We start from the raw sequence: 22,365 nt of genomic DNA on the forward strand, positions 1-22,365 counted from the left end.
TTGCTTGCAGTTCTTCGTTGTTGGTGGAGTCCCCATGCGCCGTCTGGCCCTGATCCTCTCTCTCGTGGCCTGTCTGTCGGGTTGCTCCGTGCTGGCTGTCGCCGATGCCGCGGTGACGGTGGTGGCCACCACCGTCAGTGTCGGGGCCACTGTGGTGGGCACGGCCGTGGATGTCACAGCGGCCGGCGTCAAGGCCGTGGCAGGTTCGGATGACGAGCCGGACGAGGACGAGGCGCCGCGCGTCGACGCGGGTGAGCCTTTCCCCCAACCTTGATCGCGAGCCGGCTGTGAGCGTGCGCATCACCTTGTCGGACGAAGCGCGTAGCTTCGAGCAGGCGCCGGGGCAGACCGTGCTGGAGGCTGCGCTGTCGGCTGGGGTGGACTGGCCGCGCTCCTGCCGCAATGGCAGCTGTCGCAGCTGTCTGGCGCAAGTGGAGGTGGGCAGCGTGCGCTACCGCATCGACTGGCCCGGGCTCACCCCCGAAGAGAAAGAGTGGGGATGCATCCTGCCCTGTGTGGCCGAGGCCACCAGCGATCTGGTGATGCGCCGTCCCTGATCACGCCGGAAGGCAGAGCCGGCTTCAGTCTGGCTGCACCAATGCAAAGCGTGGCCGACGCCATCCGTCCACCTCTATCTCTTCCACGAACATCGCATACGGTCGCACCCACAGTGCCTGCTCGCCATACAGCGGCTGGTACAGCACCAGGGGCTCGAGCGTTTCGCTGTGGCGCACCACGCCCAGCACCCGGTAGCGAAGGCGTTTGTAGTGCTCGTATTCGCCGGTCGGCAAGGTCGGCAGGGGCGGGAGGTCGTGCGGGTTGCTCATCCCCGCATTGTCGTGCTCGGAGGCACAATGGCGGGTTGCCGCTTCTTTTTTGCCTTCCCGCGCGCCTCCCATCATGCTTTGGCACTCCCTGAACCGCGTTCTGGATCAACTGCGTCCCCGTCGTCAAGGCGTGGTCATGCTCGCCGACGCCCTCCTGATCCTGCTGGCCTGGCATGCCACCTACCTGTTCCGCATGGGGGTCGAACGCTGGTTGCATGAGCGGCCGTCCTACGACTGGGCTGTGCTGCTTGGCGTGATCGCCGTCTACAGCACCGTCTCCTGGGCCCTGGGCGTGCCGCGTGCTAGCTGGCGCTACTCCAGTTTTCCTGACATCACCCGCCTGGCCTGGGTCTGCCTCGGCGCTGGTCTGGCCTGTGCCGTCGTCATCCTGATGGCGCAGCTCAACGAGGTGCCACGTGCCGTGCTGGCGCTGCACCCCGTTTTCACGCTGATCGGCCTGTCGCTCGCGCGCATGACCGTGCGCATGCTCAGCGAGTCGTCTCGGGCGCGGCGCACGGGCGCCCAGGACAACGGTCAGCGTGCCCTGGTGCTGGGCGCGGGGGCCGCGGCCAAGTTGCTGATCGCTGGCATCCAGCATCGCAGCTGGACGGTGGTGGGTCTGCTCGATGACGATCCACGCAAGCACGGCAGCCGCATCGCCGGTGTCACCGTCTGGGGCGGACTCGACCTGCTCACCGATCGCGCCAACCTGGCCGATGTCTCCCACCTGATTCTGGCCATGCCGGCCGCCACCCAGGCGCAACGCAAGCGTGTGCTGGCGCTGGCGGCGGCCACCGGGCTGCCGGTCGTCACCGTGCCCTCGGCCGATGAACTGCGCGAAGGCGGCACCCGCATTGACCGTGTGCGCGACATCCAGCCCGAAGACGTGCTGGGCCGCGAGCCCGTCAAGCTCGATGAGTTGGCAGTGTCCAGCTTGATCAGCGGCCGTGCCGTGATGGTGACCGGTGCGGGCGGCTCCATCGGCTCCGAACTGTGCCGCCAGATCGCCCGTTTCGGCCCCAGCCGCATCGTGCTGTTCGAGCTCAGCGAGTTCGCGCTCTACCAGGTCGAGCAGGACCTGGGCGAGCGTTTCCCGCACCTGCCTCTGGTGCGTCTGGTGGGCGACGTCAAGGACCTGGCCGCGCTGCGCCGCGCCATGGCCACGCACCAGCCCGATCTGGTCTTCCACGCGGCAGCCTACAAGCACGTGCCGCTGATGGAGGACGACAACGCCTGGATCGCGCTGCGCAACAACACCCTGGGCACCTACCTGGCGGCGCAGGCCGCAGCCGAGGCCAAGGTGCAGCGCTTCGTGCTGATCTCCACCGACAAGGCGGTGAACCCCACCAATGTGATGGGCGCCACCAAGCGCGCGGCCGAAATGGTCATCTCGCACTGGGCCGCCCAGGGCACCGGTACGCGCTTCATGGCCGTGCGCTTTGGCAATGTGCTGGGCTCCAGCGGCAGCGTCATCCCCAAGTTCAAGGAACAGATCGCCAAGGGCGGGCCGGTCACCGTCACCCATCCCGAGATCACCCGCTACTTCATGACCATCCCCGAGGCCGCGCAACTGGTGCTGCAGGCGGCCTCCCTGGCCGAAAGCGGGCAGGTGTTCGTCATGGACATGGGCAAGTCGGTGAAGATCGCCGACCTGGCGCGCGAACTGATCCGCCTGAGCGGTCACACCGAGGCCGAGATCCCCATCGTTTTCAGCGGTCTGCGTCCCGGCGAGAAGCTCTACGAAGAGCTGCTGGCCGATGCCGACACGACCTTGCCCACGCCGCATCCGCGCCTGCGCCTGGCGCAACTGCGGGGTGAGTTGCCCGCCGACTGGCTGCCCCGCCTGATGGCCTTGGCCAACGACGACAGCGCCGCCACGCCGGCCGTGCTGCGCAACCGCCTGCACGAACTGGTGCCCGAGTACGCCCCGCGTTGAGCCCCCCCCGACCCCGGCGGCCGAGCGATCAGCCCTTGAGCACCTGATCGATGGTTTGGCGCAGCGTGGGCAGGTGCAGGGGTTTGGTCAGGTAGCGGTGCGCGCCAGCGTCCAGGGCATGCTGGATCTGGGTGGGCATGGCATCGGCCGACACCATGATGACCGGGATCTGGGCGGTGTCCGGGTTCGCCTTGAGCAGCTTGAGCACGTCAAGGCCGGAGGCGTCAGGCAGGTGCAGGTCCAGCAAGATCAGGTCGGGGCGCGGGCCTCGCGACGGGTTGTGCAACACGCCCAGGGCCTCTTCCGCGTTGGCCGCCACCGACACGCTCAAACCGGGTTGCTCGTGCAAACCTTGTCGAACCAGATCGGCGTTGGTGGCGTTGTCCTCGACATACAGCACATGATGGGGCGCCGTGGCGTCAGCGGTGGAGCGAGTGTCCTGGCCGGGTTGTTCGGCGTGTGGCGCAGGGGGGCTCAGGTCCAAGGTCGGCAGCACCAGGGTGAAGGTGCTGCCCTCATTTTCTCGGCTCTGCACCTCCAGCGAGCCCTGCATCAGCTCCGCCAGATGCTGGCTGATGACCAGGCCGATGCCCGTGCCTTCGGTCTGACTGCGCTCGCGCCCGAGACGGTTGAAGGGCTGAAACAGTTGCGCCTGCTGTGATGGGCTCAAACCCAGGCCGGTGTCCGACACGGCAATGCGCAAGCGAGGCACAGGGGTGCCCTCGGCATCCCGTGTCACGCTCACGGTCACACGGCCGTTGGGGCGGTTGTACTTGATGGCATTGCTCAGCAAGTTGGTCAGGATCTGGCGCAGGCGCGTGGCATCGGCGTGCACCCCCCAGTGTGCCGGTACGGTGCCGGGCCCTTGCAGGCTGATGCCCTGTTTCTGAGCCTTGTCCTCCACCAGGTTCAGTGCCGCTGCCAGCGCGTCCGCCACCGGCATGGCTTGGCAGTTCAGCCGCATGGTGCCACTGTCCACACGAGAGATGTCCAGCACATCGTCGATCATGTCCAGCAGATGCCAGCCAGCTTGCTGGATCTGTTGCACCCGATGGCGCTGCGAGGAGGGCAGAGGGGAGGCGCTGTCCAGCTCCATCACCTGCGCAAAACCCAGCACGGCATTGAGCGGCGTGCGCAGCTCATGGCTCATGCGAGAGAGGAATTCCGACTTGGCCCGGTTGGCCTGATCGGCCGCCTCGTGCAGGCGACGTGCTTCCTGTATCGCTTCTTGCAGATGACGCGCATGGCCCGTCATCACCAGCAGCAGGGTGCCCAGGGCGGTGGCCAGCAAGGTGCCCACGACTGCGAGCAGCCAGAACGTGGCACCGTCACCCGCCATGGGGATGGGGGCACGCGCCCACACGGCCAATGTCCAGGTCTGGCCTGCAAACGGCACCGGCACCCGCTGGATGTGGCGAGGCGGATCCGCAGCATTCAAGTGCACGCACGCCGGCGAGCCGCCCAACAGGCGCTCACCCGTGGGCACTTGCTCGTACAGGCAGGCCGCAAGGTGGGCGGGCATGTCACGCAAGATGGCGGTCAGGACATCGTCCATGCGCAAGGTCAGGAACAGGGCGCCCCGCACGGTCAGGCGGCGCTCGGCCACCGTCTGCGGGGCACCGTTGTACACCGGGCGGTAGATCACAACGCCTTGCTGCATGCCCGTTTCCTGGATCAACCGGAAACCCTGCGTGGCCTGCAGCGTGTCGGTGTCGCGGGCCAGCTCGTACGTGGTGCGGGTTTCCGGGCGAGACAGGACGTTGTAGCCCAGGGCGCGCAGGTTGTGGCTTTGCGGTTCGATGTAGCGAAGGGCCAGGACCTCGTCTCCCTGCGGCGGGCGGCGATCCACGCCGTCATAGACCCGGTAGCCGGGCAGGCCCTCCATGCGCTGGGCGGCTTCAAAGGCGGGCAGATCGGCGATGGCCACCCGCTCCTCCCACCCCATGGCCTGCACGCTGTCCAGCGCCCCCAGCCAGTAGCGCGTGGCCCGGTGGAACTCGGCACGCGACACCTCTTCGGACGCGTCCATCAGGCCGTTCAGGGCCACGACTGCGTGCAGATAGCCCTGAAGGCGGAGCTGGACCGCGCTGGTGGTGGCCTCGACCGACTGCAGAAAGACCGCGTGCTGGCGCTCCTGGTGCCAGGCATGGAGCTGACGCACGGCCAGGGTCAGCAAGGCCGCCATGACCAGCAGCGGGATGCTGACCACCCTGCGGCGCGGACGCCACAGCGCGGCGGGCTGCCCGACCAGGGGCAGCAGCATGGGGGTCCCGATCAGGACCCCCAGGGTGTCACCGGCCCACCAGTTGAAGGCAAAGCGCAGCGCCTCTTCGACCGGCAGTCCGCCCAGCAGGACCATGGCGCCGGTGGCCACGCCGGCAGAGACCAGGCAGGCCAGCGGGCCGGCCAGCAGCAAAAAACGCAGGATCTGTCCGGGGTGTTCCAGGCTCAGAGCCTGGCTGTCCCGTGCGCGGGTCAAGGCCCACGCCACCCAAGCCTGCAGCGCGATGCCCATGCCCACCAGCACCGCCAGCGTGAGCATCACCGGCCAGGGGGTGTCGGGGTGCACGAACGCCTGATAGGCCACGGACACCGCGGCGCCTCCCAGGCCCACCGCCCACACCATGCGCAGCCCCCAGCCCAGCACGCAGGCCAGCCCCAGTCCGGCCGCCAGGTACAGGGGCGAGACGAAGTCATTGGTGGCGGCCAGGGCCACGCTGGCAAGACCGACGGCCGTGTACAACAACCAGGTGAGGATCAGGCGGGGCCAGAGCGAGGACGGAGGCGTGAGCATGCGCATAACATTAGCATCGGAGCCCGTGTTGCGACATAGGGCTTTCGCCCCGAACGCCCCCCTTCAAGAGGGAGAGGGCCTAGACTGATTTCCCTGCTTACCTCTGATCGGAGCCTGTCCATGAACCGTCTGTCACGCCTGTTGCCTTCCCTGACGCTGAGCCTGTTGACCCTGGGGGCCGTGCCGGCTGTGCACGCCGAAGCCCCCCAGGTGCGCACCCAGGTGCCGGGTTACCAGCGCCACATGGTGGGACAGTTCGAGGTCACCGCACTGTACGACGGGCGCATCCAGCTCGACAGCAAGCTGCTGAAAAACGCCACGCCCAAAGAGATCTCGCAGCTGCTGGCCCGTTCCTTCCGCAGTTCGCCCACGCCCACAGCCGTGATCGCCTTCCTGGTCAACACCGGCAAGCAACTGGTGCTGGTCGATGCCGGCGCCGCCCAGCTCTTCGGCCCCAGCCTGGGGCAGGTGCATGCCAACCTGAAGGCCGCGGGCTACCAGCCTGAACAGGTCGATGCCGTCTTGCTGACCCACTTGCACGGTGACCACGTCGGCGGCCTGCGCACGGCCGAGGGGCAGATGGCCTTCCCCAATGCCCAGGTGTACGTCTCGAAGGCGGATGCCGACCACTGGCTCAACCCGGCGGTGATGGCCAAGGCGCCCGCGGCCGCACAAGGCTTCTTCCAGGCGGCCCAGAACTCGGTGGCGCCCTACGTGCAGGCCGACCGCCTGCGCACCTACGCCGGCACGGACGAGATCCTGCCTGGCGTGCGTCCCGTCCAGACCCACGGCCACACCCCGGGTCACACCAGCTACCTGTTCCAGTCCGAGGGCCAGCAGCTGCTCGTCTGGGGTGACATCGTGCACAACGCCGCCGTGCAGTTCCCCAAGCCTCAGGTCACCATCGAATTCGACAGCGTGCCCGCCCAGGCCCTGGCCACCCGCATGAAGGTGCTGGGCTGGACGGCCAAGGATGCCTTGCCCGTGGCGGGGGCCCATTTGCCCTTCCCTGGGATGGGTCAGGTGCGCGCCGAAGGCAAGGGTCGCTACAGCTGGGTGCCGCTGGACTACGCGCCTACCCAGCCCTGATCCCGGCGTGGGTGCCAACTTGTGGCGGGAAATAGGCCAACAGGCGCCATCTTTCCGCCTTATTCCATGATGTAAGGGCGCGCGTCGCCCTATACTGAACAGTCAACAAGCAGGCTGGGTGACAGGCCTGCACCGCGGGTTCGAAAGGCACACACGCACGCCATGACTTCCAAATTCAAGATTGCAGGCTGGGTTGCGCTCGGGGCGCTGGCGGGTGGTTTGACCACCATGCAGTTCGGAGCCACCGCACGCAGTGCCATGGCCCCCCTGCCTCTGGAAGAAATGCAGCAGCTGGCCGCTGTCTTCGGCATGATCAAGACCGACTATGTCGAGCCCACCGACGAGAAAAAGCTCATCAGCGACGCCATTGGCGGCATGGTGGCCGGGCTCGACCCGCACTCCGTCTACTTCGACAAGGCCTCGTTCAAGGAATTCCGCGAAGGCACGACCGGCAAGTTCGTCGGCGTGGGCATCGAAATCGGCATGGAAGACGGCCTCGTCAAGATCGTCTCCCCCATTGAAGGCTCACCGGCCTTCCGCGCCGGCCTCAAGACGGGTGACCTCATCACCAAGATTGACGACACCTTCGTCAAGGGGCTGACCATGGACCAGGCCGTCAAGCGCATGCGCGGCGAGCCCAGCACCAAGGTCGTTCTCACGATCTTCCGCAAGAACGAAAACCGCAGTTTCCCCGTCACCATCGTGCGCGAGGAAATCCGTGTGCAAAGCGTGCGCGCCAAGGTCGTCGAGCCCGGTTATGGCTGGGTGCGCGTCAGCCAATTCCAGGACCGCACGGTCGAAGACTTTGTCACCAAGGTGACCGCACTCTACAAGGACGACCCCAAGCTCAAGGGGCTGGTGCTGGACCTGCGCAACGACCCGGGTGGCCTGCTGGAAGGCGCCATCGCCATCTCGGCGGCCTTCCTGCCGCCCGACGTGACCGTGGTGTCCACCAACGGGCAGTTGCCCGAGTCCAAGCAAACCTTCAAGGCGCGCGCCGAGGATTACACCCGTCGTTTTGGTGCCGACCCGCTGGCCAAGCTGCCGGCGGCCCTCAAGAAGGTACCTTTGGTGGTGCTCGTCAACGAGGGGTCCGCGTCGGCCTCCGAAATCGTCGCTGGCGCCTTGCAGGACCACAAGCGTGCCACCATCCTGGGGGCACAAACCTTCGGCAAGGGCTCGGTGCAGACGGTGCGCCAGCTCACCGCTGAAACTGCCCTCAAAATCACCACCGCCCGTTACTACACGCCGAGCGGCCGCTCCATCCAGGCCACAGGCATCGTGCCCGATGTGATGGTGGACGAGTCGGCGGAGGGTAACCTCTACTCTGCTCTGCGCGTGCGCGAAGCCGATCTGGAAAAGCACATCGGCAGTGGTCAGGGCAAGGAAGAGAAGGACGAGGCCCGTGAGAAGGCTCGCGAGGAAGCGCTCAAGAAGCTGGAAGAGGCCCGCGGCAAGAACAACGAGCCACCCAAGCCTTTGCCCGAGTTCGGTTCGCCCGAGGACTTCCAGCTGCAACAAGCCCTCAATCAGCTCAAGGGCAAGCCGGTGATGGTCTCCAAGACCATGACCGAGCGCAAGCCGGAAGATGCCAAGGCGCAGTGACGCCACGGAGCCAGCACCACGGCACGATGCTTTTGGACGACGACCAACAACTCCGCTACAGCCGCCACCTGCTGCTCGACGAGTGGTCGGAAGGCGCGCAAGGGCGTTTGTTGAGTGCCCATGTGCTGGTCATCGGAGCCGGTGGTCTGGGGGCGCCTGCCCTGATGTACCTGGCCTCCTGCGGGGTGGGGCGCATCACCGTGGTCGACCCCGACACGGTCGACCTCACCAACCTGCAGCGTCAGATCGCCCACACCACGGCCCGCATCGGTCAGCCCAAGGTGCTGTCAGCAGAGTTGGCCATCTCCGAGCTCAACCCCGGTGTGCAGGTGCACGCCATCGCCGAAGCGGCCGATGAGGCCCTGCTCGACATCTGGGTGCCCCAGGCGGACGTCGTGCTCGACTGCACCGATCGCTTTGCCATCCGTCAGACCATCAACCGTGCCTGCCGCAGCCATGGTGTTCCCCTGGTGTCGGCCTCGGCGGTGCGCTTCGATGGCCAGATCAGCGTGTTCGACCCGCGTGTTCCCGAGTCACCCTGTTACGCCTGCCTCTTTCCGCCCGATGCACCGCCGGAAGAAACCCGCTGTGCCTTGATGGGCGTGTTCGCCCCCGTGGTGGGCATGATGGGGGTGATGCAGGCCGGAGAAGCCGTCAAGCTGCTGGCTGGTTTGCATGAGCCGGGTGTCTCCGGCCACCACCAATCGCTGGCCGGGCGTTTGCTGCTGCTGGACGGGCGTGACTGGTCCTGGACCACCCTGCGTGCGCACCGATCGCCGCAATGCCCGGTGTGCGGCCCTGCCACCTGAACCGATCTCCGACATGAACAACCCCAAAGAACTGCTCGAGCGCAACTTTCCCACGGCCGACCAGGATGCCCGCAGTGCGCGCCGTCCCTCCTTGTATGCGGGCGACGACAGCAGCTACGAGCTGGCGTTCACCGACAACGATTTCCTGCTCCATCCTGACCTGCGTCCGGTGCGCATGCAACTCGAGTTGCTCAAGCCCGAGATGGTGCAGCGCGAGGAGAACATCGAGTCCACCATCGTTGTCTTTGGCAGTGCCCGCATCCTGCCGGCCGAGCAGGCCCAGCTCAAACTGCAGGAGGCCGAGGACATGCCGCCCGGTCCCGCGCGCGAGCACGCGCTGCACGTCGCGCGTCGGCATGTGGTGATGGCACGCTATTACGAAGAGGCGCGCGCCTTTGCCAGCCTGGTCACCGAGCACTCCGCTCGCCTGGCCTCGCCCATCTACGTGGTCACCGGTGGCGGTCCGGGCGTGATGGAGGCCGGCAACCGTGGTGCCTTCGAAGTGGGTGGCAAGAGCCTGGGACTCAACATCGTGCTGCCTCACGAACAGGAGCCCAATCCCTACATCACGCCACGCCTGTGCTTCCAGTTCCACTACTTTGCGCTGCGCAAGATGCACTTCCTGATGCGCTCGATCGCGCTGGTGTGCTTCCCGGGCGGCTTCGGTACGCTTGATGAACTGTTCGAGACCCTCACCCTGATCCAGACCGGCAAGTGCCGCAAGCGTCCGGTGCTGCTGTTCGGGCGCGAGTTCTGGACCAAGCTGATCAACTTCGATCATCTGGTCGACACCGGCATGATCAGCCCCGAAGACCTCGACCTGTTCCGCTTCGTTGAAACGGCCGACGAGGCCTGGGAAACCTTGCAGCAGGTGTATGGCCTCGGCCAGGACGCCTCCGCCGACAGCCCCAGCGGCTGGTGAGTGTCATGAGCGCTTCGCTGCCCACCCCTGCCGTGCGTGTGCGTCTCATCGGCGCACCCACCGACATCGGGGCAAGCATGCGTGGGGCGTCCATGGCGCCCGAGGCCTTGAGGGTGGCGGGCCTGGTCCCGGCGCTCACGCGTCTGGGGCTCGACGTTCGCGATGGTGGCAATCTCCAGGGCCCTCCCAACCCGGAGCACGCGCCTCAGCAAGGCTATCGCCACCTACCCGAGTGCGTGCAGTGGAACCGCGCGGCCTATCACGAGGTCGGCGAGGCTTTGCGGCAAGGCGCGGTGCCGCTGCTCATGGGGGGGGATCACAGCTTGGCCATCGGCTCCATCAGCGCGGTGGCCGCGCACTGCCGCGCCACCGGTCGGGACCTGCGGGTCATCTGGTTGGATGCCCACGCCGATTTCAACACCCCGGACCTCACCCCCAGTGGCAACCTGCATGGTATGCCGGTGGCAGTGCTGTGCGGGCACGGGCCCGAGGCCCTGCGCCACCTCGCGTCCCCCACGCACGACGTCCCGGCGCTGCAGGCGCATGAATTGCGCCTGATCGGTGTGCGCAGTGTGGACCCGTTGGAGCGCCACTTTGTCCACGGTCAGGGATTGGACGTGTTCGACATGCGCAGTCTCGACGAGCAGGGCATGCGCCGGGTCATGGAGCAGGCCTTGATGGGGGTGGGAGAGCGCACCCATCTGCACATCAGCTTCGATGTTGACTTCCTCGATCCCGACATCGCACCGGGCGTCGGGACCCCGGTGCGCGGCGGTCCTTCTTACCGCGAGGCGCAGTTGTGCATGGAGATGCTGGCGGACACCGGCCGTATCGGATCGGTGGACGTGATGGAGCTCAACCCGGCGCGCGACATCCAAAATCGCACCGCTGAGCTGGTGGTGGACCTGCTCGAAAGCCTGTTCGGCAAGAGCACCTTGATGCGGGCCCGTCCGTGACGGAGCCGACGCCTGCCCCTCTGCATCCCCGCCCGGGCGGCAAGACAGCCCTGATCCTGAGCGGCGGTGGGGCACGGGCCGCCTATCAGGTCGGTGTGTTGCAGGCCCTGCAACTCATCCGCCGCGATGCGGGTGAACGTCGCCGCGGCAACCCTTTTCACATCATCTCCGGCACCTCGGCAGGTGCGCTCAACGGCATGGCCCTGGCCTGCCAGGCCGATCACTATGAGCTCGCCTTGCGCACCATGGTCGATGTCTGGCGCGACTTCCGTGCCGAACAGGTGTACCGTGCCGATTCGCTGGGGGTCATCCGCAGTGGTGCCCAATGGCTGACCCTGTTTTCTCTGGGCTGGGCCCTGGCCCGCTGGCGCCGCATGCGTCCGCGCTCGCTGCTGGACAACAGTCCTGTGCGAGACCTGCTGCCTCAGCTCTTTCAGGTCGATCGCCTGCCGCAGTTGATGGCCGAAGGGCACCTGGATGCCGTGGCCGTCACCGCCTCGAGCTACACCACCGGTGAGCACGTCACCTTCTATGACAGCGCCCACCCCATTCCCCCTTGGGCGCGCTCGCAGCGCTTGAGTGTGCGCGATCAGCTCGGCATCGACCACTTGCTCGCGTCCTCGGCCATCCCCTTTGTGTTCCCGGCCGTGAAGCTGTCGGTGCAGGGCAGAGAGCACTACTGTGGTGACGGCTCCATGCGCCAGGCCGCGCCCATCTCCCCGGCGATCCACCTGGGCGCCGATCGGATCCTGGTGATCGGGGTGGGTCGGCTCCATGAGCCGCCTGATCGACGCGAGAAAGTGGTTGAGTACCCTAATCTGGCGCAGATCGCCGGTCACGCCATGTCCAGCATCTTCCTGGACTCGCTCACCGTGGACATTGAGCGCATGCAGCGCATCAACCACACGCTCAGCCTCATGACCCCCGAGCAACGTCGACACACCAGCCTGAGGCCCATCGAGGCGCTGGTGATCGCGCCCAGCCAGCGCATCGACGACATAGCCGCCCGTCACCTGTGGGCCCTGCCGCCTGCGGTGCGCGCCATGCTGCGGGCTGTCGGCGTCTACGGCCAGGGCAAGTCGGCCCGTGGTGCTGCGCTGGCCAGCTACCTGCTGTTCGAGTCGTCTTTCACCCGCGAACTCATCCACCTTGGCTTCACCGATGCCCTGGCCAAGCGCGAAGAGGTTCGCGCCTTCTTCGGCTGGGGCGAAACGCAGGGACGCGCGAGCGACGCCCCGTGAGGCCAGACTTTACTTCCCATTGACAGCGTGCTAAAGTAGAGAGCTTCGCTTTGTAAAAGGCGGGGAATAGTTCTTTTCCTGAAAGGTCTCAACATGTACGCGGTCATAAAAACCGGTGGCAAGCAATACAAGGTTGCTGCTGGCGAAAAAATTAAAGTAGAACAGATTGCTGCGGAAGTTGGCCAAGAGATCGTGATCGACCAGGTTCTGGCAGTCGGCTCCGGCGCTGAACTCAAGGTGGGCACCCCTCTGGTGGCTGGCGCAACCGTCAAGGCAACTGTTGTTTCTCATGGTCGTCACGACAAGGTCCGCATCTTCAAGATGCGCCGTCGTAAGCACTATCAGAAGCGCCAAGGTCACCGTCAGAACTTCACCGAGCTGGAAATCAGCGCCGTGAACGCCTGATCTCGCGCCTTCTTCGTCTAACCTCAGTCACCAAGGAGCAGATCCATGGCACAGAAAAAAGGCGGCGGTTCCACGCGGAACGGCCGTGACTCGCAACCCAAGATGCTGGGCGTGAAGGCCTTCGGCGGTCAAGTGATCTCCGCTGGTTCCATCATCGTCCGTCAACGCGGCACCCGCTTCCACGCTGGTACCAACGTCGGCACCGGCCGCGACCACACCCTGTTCGCGCTGGTCGATGGCACCGTGTCCTTCACCGTCAAGGGCGCGTTGAACCGCAAGACCGTGGTCGTGACCCCGGTCTGATCGGTCTTTGGCAGCCTACGGGCCTGCTGAACCAAAGCCCCGGCTTGCCGGGGCTTTTGTGTTTGTCGCCCGTCCAGATTTTTTTGTCAGTGGCAGGGATAATCTCTGCCCTGGACTCACAAGGACACCCGTCTCATGAAATTCGTCGATGAAGCCACCATTGATGTGACCGCCGGCAACGGTGGCAGCGGATGCATCAGCTTCCGTCGCGAGAAATTCATTCCCTTCGGCGGCCCCAACGGGGGCGACGGCGGGCGAGGCGGGCACGTCTACGTGGTCGCTGACCGCAACATCAACACCCTGATCGACTACCGCTACGCCCGCCGCCACGAGGCGCGCAACGGCGAGCAAGGTCGAGGCTCCGACCAATTCGGCGCCGCCGGCGAGGACATCGTCCTGCGCATGCCGGTGGGCACCATCATCCGCGACTACGAAACCGGCGAAGTGATGATGGAGCTGCTCGAGCACGGCGAAAAGCGCCTGCTGGCCAAGGGCGGTGATGGCGGCTTCGGCAACCTGCACTACAAGACCTCGACCAACCGTGCCCCGCGCAAGAAAACCGTCGGCTGGCCCGGCGAGGCCTTCAAGCTCAAGCTCGAGTTGCGCGTGCTGGCCGATGTCGGCCTGCTGGGCATGCCCAATGCCGGCAAGTCCACCCTGATCGCGGCCATCTCGAACGCTCGTCCCAAGATCGCCGACTACCCCTTCACCACCTTGCACCCCAACCTGGGTGTGGTGCGCGTGGGCCCGGAGAAGAGCTTTGTGGTCGCCGACATCCCCGGTCTGATCGAAGGCGCGTCGGAAGGTGCCGGTCTGGGCCACCTGTTCCTGCGCCACCTGCAGCGCACCCGCGTGCTGCTGCACGTCATCGACCTGGCGCCGTTTGACGACGCCGATCCGGTGCAGCAGGCCCGAGCCATCGTCAACGAACTCAAGATCTACGACGAAGAGCTCTACAACAAGCCGCGCTGGCTGGTGCTCAACAAGCTCGACATGATCCCCGAGGCCGAGCGCGTGACCCGCGTGCTCGAATTCGTGCGCCGCTACGGCTGGAAGGGCCCGGTCTTCCAGATCTCGGCCCTGACCCGCCAGGGCTGCGAGCAGTTGGTGCAGACGATTTACCAGCACGTGGCCAGCATGCAGGAGCATCACGAAGAAGCCGACATCCGCTTCGACGTGGAAGCCAGCCTGCCGATGGCATCTGACCTGATGGCCCGCGCCGGCTTGTCGTACGACGACGAACTGGAAGCCTTGATCAAGCCCAAGTCGGGTGCCGCACGCAAGGCTGTGGCCAAGAAGGCGGTAGCCAAGAAACCCCCGGCCAAGAAAGCTGCGGCCAAGCCTGCGCCTGCCAAGAAGCCCGTGGCGAAGAAAGCCGCTGTGAAGACGGCCGCGGCGCCTGCCGCCAACAAGGCGGTAGCGAAGAAGGCTGCCGCGAAGAAGGTGGTCGCCAAGAAGGTCGCGGTCAAGAAAGCGGCGGTCAAAACCGCGGCCGTGAAGCAGACTGCGGTGAAGAAGGCGGCCGCACCCAAGGCAGCGCCGGCCAAGAAAGTGACCGCCAAGAAGGTCGCCGCCAAGCCGGTTGCAGCCAAGAATGCTGCCGTCAAACCGGTCGTCACCAAGAAGGCCGCAGTGAAGACCGTGGCGGTGAAGAAGGCGCTGGCCCAGAAGCCGGTGGCCACCAAGGCGCCCGCCCAAAAGGCAGCGCCCGTCAAAGTCCCCGCCAAGAAGGTCGCAGCCAAGAAAGCCGTCGCCAAAAAGGCCGTGGCCAAGAAGGCCGCCCGCTGAGCCCTGATCTCCATTCGCCCTGACCGAGCCCCTGCCCATGAACGATGTGTTGAAGAACGCCCGCCGCATTGTCGTCAAGGTGGGTTCCAGTCTGGTCACGAACGAGGGCAAGGGCGTGGACGCGGAGGCCATCGGCACCTGGTGCCGCCAGATGGCTGCGCTGGCGCAAGATGGCCGTGAGGTCATCATGGTCTCCAGTGGCGCCATCGCCGAAGGCATGAAGCGCCTGGGCTGGGCCACCCGTCCCAAGGAAATCCACGCCTTGCAGGCGGCTGCGGCCGTCGGTCAGATGGGTCTGGCCCAGATGTACGAAACCAAGCTGCGTGAGCACGGGATGGGCAGCGCCCAAGTCTTGCTCACGCACGCCGACCTCGCTGACCGCGAGCGTTACCTCAACGCCCGTTCCACGCTCCTGACGCTGCTGTCGCACAAGGTGGTGCCCGTCATCAACGAGAACGACACGGTGGTCACCGACGAAATCAAGTTCGGTGACAACGACACCTTGGGGGCGCTGGTGGCCAACCTGGTCGAGGCCGATGTCCTGGTCATCCTCACCGATCAGAAGGGGCTCTACAGCGCCGACCCGCGCAAGGACCCCAACGCCCGCTTCATCGACGTCTGCACCGCGGGCGATCCGGCGCTGGAGCAGATGGCCGGCGGCGCGGGCTCCCGCGTGGGCACCGGCGGCATGATCACCAAGGTGCTGGCCGCCAAACGGGCAGCGGGCAGCGGCGCTTCCACGGTCATCGCCTGGGGGCGTGAGCCTGACGTGCTGGTGCGCTTGACCCAGGGCGAACCCATTGGTTCGCTCTTCGTGGCCGCCACCGCCAAGCTCACCGCCCGCAAGCAGTGGATGGCCGACCACCTGCAACTGCGTGGGGCCGTGATCGTCGATGACGGTGCCGTGCACAAATTGCGTGAGGAGGGCGCCAGCCTGCTGCCCATCGGCATGACCGAGGTGGTGGGCGAGTTCTTCCGTGGCGATGTCATCGCAGTGCGCAACAGCCAGGGCCAGGACGTGGCCCGTGGCTTGGCCAACTACGCCAGCGGCGAAGCGCGCCTGCTGGTGCGCAAGGCTTCGGCCGACATCGAGGCGGCACTGGGCTTCACCAACGAGCCCGAGATGATCCACCGCGACAACCTCGTGCTGGCCTGATCGGTCCAGCCCGCGAGAGGCACCTGACGCGATCCCCTGAATGGGGAGGGAGGCGGGTTCACCCTGCCCAGGGGTGTTCGGACGTCACGTAAAAATAAGTCCTGAGACTTTTTTCACGTGTTCTGCTCCCCGGAGGCTCCTGCATGTCCCACGCTCCCCGCTCCTTCCTGCGTCCCCAATCTCTGGCATTGGCTGCCGCTGCCCTGCTGTCTTCCGTGGCGGTGTCGGCCCAGGCCAAGAATGTTGTCTGCGTCTGGGACGTGGCCGGCAAGACGGGTGATGTCTTCGCCACCGCCACCGACTACGCGCTGGCCATGCAGAAGCACGGCGCCACCCTCGAACTGAAGGGCTACACCGATGAGCGCGTGGCCATCGAGGACTTCCGTGCAGGTCAGTGCGACGCGGTGGTGGCCACCTCGTTCCGCACCCGTCAGTTCAACAACATCGCCGGCTCCATCGACAGCATCGGTTCAACCTTGATCATCAAGAACGGCAAGGTGGACATCGACGCCGGCTACGAAGTGCTGCGCAAGGTCATTCAGGTGTTTTCCTCGCCTGCCGCCAGCAAGATGATGGTCGACGGCAACTATGAAGTCGGCGGCATCTTCCCGCTGGGCGCAGCCTATCCCATCGTGCGTGATCGCAAGAACAACACCGTTGAATCGCTGGCAGGCAAGAAGATCGCCGCCTTCGACTACGACAAGGCCCAGGGCATGATGATCCAGCGCATCGGCGCCCAGCCGGTGTCGGTGGATGTGAGCAACCTGGGGACGAAGTTCAACAATGGTCTGCTCGACATGGTGACCTTGCCGGCCGTGGCCTACAAGCCTTTCGAATTGCAAAAGGGCATCGGCAAGACCGGTGGCATTGGCCGACTGCCCATCGTGATCCCCACGGTGCAGATCATGCTCAACAAGGGCAAGTTCCCCGAGGGCTTTGGCGACAAGTCGCGTCAGTTCTGGCTGGCCCAGTTTGATCGCGCCCTGAACATCGTCAAGACCGCTGAAAAGGGCATCCCGGCCGCTGTGTGGGAAGACTTCCCTGCCGAGAGCATTCCCAAGTACGCCGTGATGTACCGCGAGGCTCGCCTGGACATCGCCAAGCAAGGCATTTACAACAAGACGACCTTGAACGTGATGAAGAAGGCCCGTTGCAGCGTCAACCCGTCCGATGCGGAATGCGCCACCCCGCGCGAAATCGACTGATTGACCTGAATGGACCCTGTGCCCCCGGTTGCGGTCGGGGGGCACACAGTCACGGACCCGGAGGCGAAAGCCTGCCGGGTCTTGTCATCTGTGATGGTCAGGCTCAGTAGCGCGAGGCGGGCGCTGTGTGATGGTGCTCGTCGTCTGTAGTCGCTGCGTCACTGGCCATGCCGTCTTCGTGGCATTCGTCCGCGCGCTGTGCACGCATGTGACCACGCAAAAAGCGGTTGCCAGGAGCCTGCGGCTTGGGCAGGTAACGCGCCAGTTCGGACAGGGCCATTTCGTACACCCCGCGCTTGAACTCGATCACGCTTTCCAGTGGCACCCAGTATTCGTGCCAACGCCAAGCGTCGAACTCGGGGTGGTTGGTGGCGCGCAGGTTCATGTCGCTGTCGCGGCCCGTGAGTTGCAACAGAAACCAGATCTGCTTTTGGCCACGGTAGTGGCCGCGCGCGTCCTTGCGGATGAAGTGCAGCGGCACCTCATAGCGCAGCCAGTCACGGGTACGCGCCACAATGCGGACGTGGTCGGGCAGCAAGCCCACTTCTTCGTGGAGCTCGCGGAACATCGCCTGCTCGGGCGACTCACCGTATTTGATGCCGCCTTGTGGGAACTGCCAGGAATGGGTGCGGATGCGCTTGCCCCAGAACACCTGGTTACGGTGATTGAGCAGGATGATGCCGACGTTGGGCCGAAAGCCTTCACGGTCGAGCATAATCAACTCCAAATTTTCAACTGGTTTCATTATTGCACCGCTGTGCCGGATCGCCTAGTGTGGTCATCCCGGCCCTTGCGGTGCCTTTGCATTGGTTCCCATGAAAGCCTCTCAGTTCTTCATCTCCACCCTCAAGGAAGCCCCGGCCGATGCCGAGATCGTCAGCCACAAGCTGATGATGCGTGCTGGTCTGATCAAGAAGCTGGGGGCGGGCCTCTACAACTACATGCCGATGGGCCTGCGCTCCATCCGCAAGGTGGAAAACATCATCCGCGACGAGCTGAACAAGGCCGGCTGCGTCGAGCTGGTCATGCCGGTGGTGCAGCCCGCCGAGTTGTGGGAAGAAACAGGCCGCTTCGAGAAGATGGGCGAGGAAATGCTGCGGTTCAAGGACCGCCATGGCCGCGACTTCGTGATCCAGCCCACCGCCGAAGAGGTGATCACCGACATTGCCCGCCAGGAGCTGCGCAGCTACCGTCAGCTGCCCAAGAACTTCTACCAGATCCAGACCAAGTTCCGCGACGAGCGCCGTCCGCGCTTTGGCGTGATGCGCGGCCGCGAGTTCACGATGAAGGACGCCTATTCTTTCGACCGTGACGTCGAGAGCGCCGGCAAGACCTATGACGCGATGTACGCGGCCTACACCCGCATCTTCGAGCGCCTGGGCCTGCAGTTCCGCGCCGTGGCCGCCGACACCGGCGCCATCGGTGGTGACCGTTCGCACGAGTTCCAGGTGATCGCCGACACCGGCGAAGACGCCATCGTCTACTGCCCCACCAGCGACTACGCCGCCAACATCGAGCTGGCCGAAGCTGTGGGCCTGATCGACCACCGCGCCGCGCCCACCGCCGCGCTGGCCAAGGTGCCGACGCCTGGCAAGAGCACTTGCCCGGACGTGGCCGAGCTGCTGGGCGTGCCCTTGAGCCACACGGTCAAGTCCGTGGTGCTGGCCACTGACGAGACCAACGAGCAAGGCGAGATCGTCAAGTCCACCATCTGGCTGCTGCTGGTGCGTGGTGACCACGAGCTCAATGAAGTCAAGGCCGGCAAGATCCAGCTGGCCGATGGTGCGGGCCTGAAGGCCGGTTTCCGCTTCGCCACCGAAGGCGAAATCGTCGCCCACTTTGGCAGCAAGCCGGGCTACCTGAGCCCGGTCCAGTTGCTCAAGCCCGTGAAGGTGGTGGCCGACCGCACGGTGGCGAAGATGAGCGACTTCGTCTGCGGCGCCAACGAAGAGGGCTTCCACCTGCAAGGCGTGAACTGGGGCCGTGACCTGCCCGAGCCCGATCTGGTGGCCGACATCCGCAACGTCGTTGAAGGTGATCCGTCGCCGGACGGTCAGGGCGTGCTGGCCATCCAGCGTGGCATTGAAGTCGGCCACGTGTTCTACCTGGGCACCAAGTATTCGCAGTCGATGAACGCGACCTTCCTCGATGTGGACGGCAAGCCCAAGCACTTCGAGATGGGCTGCTACGGCATCGGCGTGACCCGCATCCTGGGTGCAGCCATCGAGCAGAAGCACGACGCGCGCGGCATCATCTGGCCCGACAGCATCGCGCCGTTCACCGTGGTGATCTGCCCGGTGGGCTACGACCGCTCCGAAGCCGTCAAGGCCGCAGCCGATCAGTTGCACGCCGACCTGCTGGCCAAGGGCGTGGACGTGATCCTCGACGATCGTGGCGAGCGCCCGGGTGCGATGTTTGCCGACTGGGAGTTGATTGGCGTGCCGCACCGCGTGGTGCTGGGCGACAAGGGCCTCAAGGAAGGTCTGGCCGAGTACCAGGGCCGCACCGATGCCGAAGCCACCAAGGTGCCGGTGAGCGATGTGCTGGTGCACCTGCTGGCACGATTGCACGCCGCTTGAGTGGCACGTGCGCAAGGTGCGCGACAAGGCGCACCGAATGCGCTATGGTCTAAAAATGTCTGTGAAGTCCTTGTTTCGTCGCTTTCTGTCGCCATCCGGTCGCATGTTGGGTCGTCTGTCCATGAGTGATGGTGCGTGCTCTGCGGGGCCGGCACGGCGCCGTGGGCGGGGGCATGCAGGGTGGATGGCCGGTCTGCTGGCCGCCAGCCTGTCCAGCGCCTGGGCCGGTGCGCAGATCGAGGAGCCTTTGGCCGACTCGGTGCGCTCGGCCCTGTCGGCCGCCGTGGGGCGGGGCGAGCCGCCCAAGCTGGTGTTCGCCGATGACGCGCAACGCCAGCAATGTGCCCGCTGGACGCAGGCCCAGGAAGCCCGTTTGCGCAAGCGCAAGCCGGAGGAGCTGGTGCGCCATGAGTTCCTCAACACCGTCTGCTACGAGGCCAAGCGGGCTGGGCTGGAGCCCTCGCTGGTACTGGGTCTGATCCAGGTGGAAAGTGGTTTCCGCAAGCATGCGATCTCGCATGCCGGGGCACGCGGCTACATGCAGATCATGCCGTTCTGGTCACGCACCATCGGCAATGGCGATCCGTCCTCGCTGTTTCACATGCAGACCAACATCCGCTTTGGCTGCGTGATCCTGCGTCACTACCTGGACCGTGAAAAGGGCAATCTTTTCATGGCCCTGGGGCGCTACAACGGCAGCCGTGGCCGCGCCGAGTACCCGAACATGGTCACCGCCGCCGCGCGGGTCTGGCGTGATCAGGAGGCCCAGGCCACTCGGCTGGCCGAGGGGTCGGCTGGCGTGCAGAAGGTCAGCTACACCCGGCCTTGAACGCGGCTCACAGGCCGCGCCACTCTTGCGGCCGCGCCTGCTCAATCTGCAGCAGGGCCAGCACACGTTCCACCGTTTCATTGACCAGTTCGTCGATGCTTTGCGGCCGGTGGTAGAACGCCGGCAGCGGCGGAAAGACGATGCCGCCCATTTCGGTGACGGCGGTCATGTTGCGCAGGTGCGCCAGGTTGAAGGGCGTTTCGCGCACCATCAACACCAGGCGGCGACGCTCTTTCAGCGTTACGTCGGCCGCGCGGGTCAACAGGTTGTCGCCCAGGCCGTGCGCCACGGCGGCCAGGGTCTTCATGGTGCAGGGGGCGATCACCATCGCATCGGTGGCGTAGCTGCCACTGGCGATGCAGGCGCCCACGTCACCGGGCGCATGGGCTTCGGTGGCCAGGGCCTCCAGGGCCGAGCGGTCCAGCCCCAGTTCGTGGTGCACATTGAGGATGCCCGCCGGGGTGGCGACCAGATGGGTCTGCACCCCGAGGGCACGGGCGCGCTCCAGCAGGCGCACGCCATAGACGGCGCCGCTGGCCCCCGTGATGCCCACGATGAGGCGCGATGGGCGCATGGCGCTCATCAGCCGGCTTGTTGGCCGCCGAGAACCTGTTGCAGCTCGCCAGCCTGGTACATCTCCATCATGATGTCCGAGCCGCCGATGAACTCACCGTTGATGTAGAGCTGGGGGATGGTCGGCCAGTTGGCGTATTCCTTGATGCCCTGGCGGATGCCTTCGTCTTCCAGCACGTTCACCGTGGTCAGCTCGGTCACGCCACAGGCCTTGAGGATCTGTACCGCACGGCCGGAAAAACCGCATTGCGGGAACTGGGCCGTGCCCTTCATGAACAGCACCACGCGGTTGCCTTTGACCAGATCGTCAATGCGTTGTTGAACGTCGCTCATAACCACACCATCTTGTAGAAAAGAAAACAGCCGAGCTTATATCAGGACCGACCGTCTGGCGCGATCTGGGGTTGATTCACCCCTGTTCAGAAGGCCTAGCTCAGAAGGCGTAGTCCACCGAGACCTTGATGAGGGGGCGCCACTGCAGCTTGCCCGACAAAGGGTTGCCGCCCAGGCCGTCGGTGGCCGAGATGTCAGTGCGCCGGGCGTCACGCTGGCCGGTGGCGGTCAGGCCGATGTCGGCGTTGAAGTGCGAGTGGAAGGCGTCGCCAGGCGTGTCGTCCAGCGAGGTGCTGTAGCCTGCGCCCACGTAGGCCATGGTGCGGTCGCGGCCCTGATGGTCGCCGGGCAGGCGCAGCAGGTCGAGGCGCTGCAGGCTGAGGTTGAGGCCGGGGCTTTGTGCGCCGCCCGTCCACCAGGCCTGTTCGACGTGGCCGCGCAAGACGCCGGCGGTGGCACGGAAGCCGCCGTCCAGGTGGTAGTCGGAGAGGATGTGCAGGCTGCGCAGTTGCAGGCCCGCGGGGCTGGGCTGGGCCAGCACGAAGTTGTTTTTCAAGGGGTCGACGGGGCGGTCGATGACGACGCCGATGCGGCCTTCCCATTGCGGCCAGAGCTGCCGTCCCTTGGCTTGCAGACCACTGCCGTCGGCTGGCTGGCGCCAGGGCAGGTGCACGGTGGTGTAGGGCGCCTGGGCCAGCTGACGCATCGCGTGGGCGGTCGGCGGGACCAGTTGCGCCTGGGCCGGTGTCAGCCAGGTCAGCAGGGCGAAGGACAACGATGCACGCGCTGGCAAGGCACAGGACGCCGGCCTCCGCAGCGCATCGGCCCACGCTCGGGCAAGGCGGCGCGGGGTGGGGTGGATGGCGGTGCGGTCGGGCAGGGCGTCGATGGGCGTAGGCATGTCGGGCTCCGTCGAGGGAAGGTCATGCTACGCCGCGGCCTAGGCCTTGTGTCAGAGAGATGTGTGCATTCGTGACCGCAGTTCCGCGCAAGGGCTGCGCTTGCGCCACCTGGG

22 protein-coding genes and 1 pseudogene are annotated in these 22,365 nt (G+C 65.6%); 17 read left to right on the forward strand and 6 right to left on the reverse strand.

The features are described from left to right. Positions 1-34 precede the first annotated feature (34 nt). Both WIT60_RS06025 and WIT60_RS06030 read left to right on the forward strand, forming a co-directional pair. Complete coding sequence (locus WIT60_RS06025) at positions 35-274, forward strand: hypothetical protein (RefSeq protein ID WP_339583044.1); 240 nt, start codon at positions 35-37, stop codon at positions 272-274. Then, positions 252-557, forward strand: a complete 306-nt coding sequence (locus WIT60_RS06030) for a 2Fe-2S iron-sulfur cluster-binding protein (protein ID WP_445207661.1) — start codon at positions 252-254, stop codon at positions 555-557. The genes WIT60_RS06025 and WIT60_RS06030 overlap by 23 nt, the downstream gene beginning before the upstream one ends. 24 nt (positions 558-581) lie before the next feature. Here WIT60_RS06030 and WIT60_RS06035 read toward each other — a convergent pair whose 3' ends face one another. Then, positions 582-827, reverse strand: coding sequence for a DUF1653 domain-containing protein (locus WIT60_RS06035; protein WP_339583045.1), 246 nt, complete (start codon positions 825-827; stop codon positions 582-584). Between the two features lie 73 nt (positions 828-900). Between WIT60_RS06035 and WIT60_RS06040 the strand changes: the two genes are divergently transcribed. Next, a complete protein-coding gene (locus tag WIT60_RS06040; protein WP_339583046.1) occupies positions 901-2,763 on the forward strand; it encodes a polysaccharide biosynthesis protein in 1,863 nt (620 codons plus the stop codon). 28 nt (positions 2,764-2,791) lie between these two features. Here WIT60_RS06040 and WIT60_RS06045 read toward each other — a convergent pair whose 3' ends face one another. Next, positions 2,792-5,557, reverse strand: a complete 2,766-nt coding sequence (locus tag WIT60_RS06045) for a CHASE domain-containing protein (RefSeq protein ID WP_339583047.1) — start codon at positions 5,555-5,557, stop codon at positions 2,792-2,794. A 120-nt stretch (positions 5,558-5,677) separates the two neighbouring features. Here WIT60_RS06045 and WIT60_RS06050 point away from each other — a divergent pair, with 120 nt between their 5' ends. From WIT60_RS06050 to WIT60_RS06105, 12 genes and pseudogenes are all read left to right on the forward strand, one after another. Further along, a complete protein-coding gene (locus tag WIT60_RS06050) occupies positions 5,678-6,646 on the forward strand; it encodes an MBL fold metallo-hydrolase (RefSeq protein WP_300156340.1) in 969 nt (322 codons plus the stop codon). A 162-nt stretch (positions 6,647-6,808) separates the two neighbouring features. After that, the gene (locus tag WIT60_RS06055; RefSeq protein WP_339583048.1) at positions 6,809-8,251 is read left to right on the forward strand and encodes a S41 family peptidase; all 1,443 of its coding nucleotides are present in this window, start codon (positions 6,809-6,811) and stop codon (positions 8,249-8,251) included. 32 nt (positions 8,252-8,283) lie between these two features. Then, positions 8,284-9,060: a HesA/MoeB/ThiF family protein gene (locus WIT60_RS06060; RefSeq protein WP_339583234.1), complete on the forward strand. Its 777-nt coding sequence runs from the start codon at positions 8,284-8,286 to the stop codon at positions 9,058-9,060. A 13-nt stretch (positions 9,061-9,073) separates the two neighbouring features. Then, on the forward strand, positions 9,074-9,982 hold the full coding sequence (locus tag WIT60_RS06065) for an LOG family protein (RefSeq protein WP_339583049.1): 909 nt from the start codon (positions 9,074-9,076) through the stop codon (positions 9,980-9,982). Between the two features lie 5 nt (positions 9,983-9,987). Beyond that, on the forward strand, positions 9,988-10,938 hold the full coding sequence (gene rocF, locus WIT60_RS06070; RefSeq protein ID WP_339583050.1) for an arginase: 951 nt from the start codon (positions 9,988-9,990) through the stop codon (positions 10,936-10,938). After that, a complete protein-coding gene (locus WIT60_RS06075; protein WP_339583051.1) occupies positions 10,935-12,179 on the forward strand; it encodes a patatin-like phospholipase family protein in 1,245 nt (414 codons plus the stop codon). Before rocF ends, WIT60_RS06075 begins: the two co-directional genes overlap by 4 nt. Before the next feature lie 93 nt (positions 12,180-12,272). Then, complete coding sequence (rplU, locus tag WIT60_RS06080) at positions 12,273-12,584, forward strand: 50S ribosomal protein L21 (protein WP_339583052.1); 312 nt, start codon at positions 12,273-12,275, stop codon at positions 12,582-12,584. 45 nt (positions 12,585-12,629) lie between these two features. Further along, positions 12,630-12,887 (forward strand): 50S ribosomal protein L27, encoded by a 258-nt coding sequence (gene rpmA, locus WIT60_RS06085; RefSeq protein ID WP_339583053.1) that lies wholly within the window; start codon positions 12,630-12,632, stop codon positions 12,885-12,887. A 135-nt stretch (positions 12,888-13,022) separates the two neighbouring features. Further along, positions 13,023-14,072, forward strand: a pseudogene (cgtA, locus tag WIT60_RS06090) (Obg family GTPase CgtA); the annotation flags it as partial. Between the two features lie 24 nt (positions 14,073-14,096). Then, positions 14,097-14,675, forward strand: coding sequence for a histone H1-like repetitive region-containing protein (locus tag WIT60_RS06095; protein WP_339583235.1), 579 nt, complete (start codon positions 14,097-14,099; stop codon positions 14,673-14,675). 37 nt (positions 14,676-14,712) lie between these two features. Then, entirely contained in the window at positions 14,713-15,831 is a 1,119-nt protein-coding gene (gene proB, locus WIT60_RS06100) for a glutamate 5-kinase (protein WP_339583054.1), read from the forward strand. A gap of 143 nt (positions 15,832-15,974) precedes the next feature. Then, positions 15,975-17,036 (forward strand): putative solute-binding protein, encoded by a 1,062-nt coding sequence (locus WIT60_RS06105; protein ID WP_339583055.1) that lies wholly within the window; start codon positions 15,975-15,977, stop codon positions 17,034-17,036. Positions 17,037-17,139: 103 nt separating this feature from the next. Here the strand turns inward: WIT60_RS06105 and WIT60_RS06110 are convergent, their stop codons facing one another. Then, positions 17,140-17,751: an RNA pyrophosphohydrolase gene (locus WIT60_RS06110; RefSeq protein WP_339583056.1), complete on the reverse strand. Its 612-nt coding sequence runs from the start codon at positions 17,749-17,751 to the stop codon at positions 17,140-17,142. Between the two features lie 100 nt (positions 17,752-17,851). Here WIT60_RS06110 and WIT60_RS06115 point away from each other — a divergent pair, with 100 nt between their 5' ends. Then, on the forward strand, positions 17,852-19,615 hold the full coding sequence (locus WIT60_RS06115) for a proline--tRNA ligase (protein WP_339583057.1): 1,764 nt from the start codon (positions 17,852-17,854) through the stop codon (positions 19,613-19,615). A 184-nt stretch (positions 19,616-19,799) separates the two neighbouring features. Then, positions 19,800-20,444 carry a lytic transglycosylase domain-containing protein gene (locus tag WIT60_RS06120; protein WP_339583058.1) on the forward strand — a complete coding sequence of 215 codons (645 nt, stop codon included), beginning with the start codon at positions 19,800-19,802 and terminating at the stop codon, positions 20,442-20,444. 7 nt (positions 20,445-20,451) lie between these two features. On the opposite strand, the gene WIT60_RS06125 is transcribed toward WIT60_RS06120, so the two are convergent. The 3 genes from WIT60_RS06125 to WIT60_RS06135 all read right to left on the reverse strand — a co-directional run bounded on the left by WIT60_RS06125 (position 20,452) and on the right by WIT60_RS06135 (position 22,251). Continuing rightward, the gene (locus WIT60_RS06125) at positions 20,452-21,018 is read right to left on the reverse strand and encodes a UbiX family flavin prenyltransferase (protein WP_339583236.1); all 567 of its coding nucleotides are present in this window, start codon (positions 21,016-21,018) and stop codon (positions 20,452-20,454) included. Positions 21,019-21,026: 8 nt separating this feature from the next. After that, positions 21,027-21,350, reverse strand: coding sequence for a Grx4 family monothiol glutaredoxin (grxD, locus tag WIT60_RS06130; RefSeq protein WP_339583059.1), 324 nt, complete (start codon positions 21,348-21,350; stop codon positions 21,027-21,029). Positions 21,351-21,450: 100 nt separating this feature from the next. Beyond that, entirely contained in the window at positions 21,451-22,251 is an 801-nt protein-coding gene (locus WIT60_RS06135) for a hypothetical protein (protein WP_339583060.1), read from the reverse strand. Between the last annotated feature and the right edge of the window lie 114 nt (positions 22,252-22,365).

It is taken from the genome of Aquabacterium sp. G14 (genome assembly GCF_037482285.1).
Taxonomy (GTDB): Bacteria; Pseudomonadota; Gammaproteobacteria; order Burkholderiales; family Burkholderiaceae_C; genus Aquabacterium.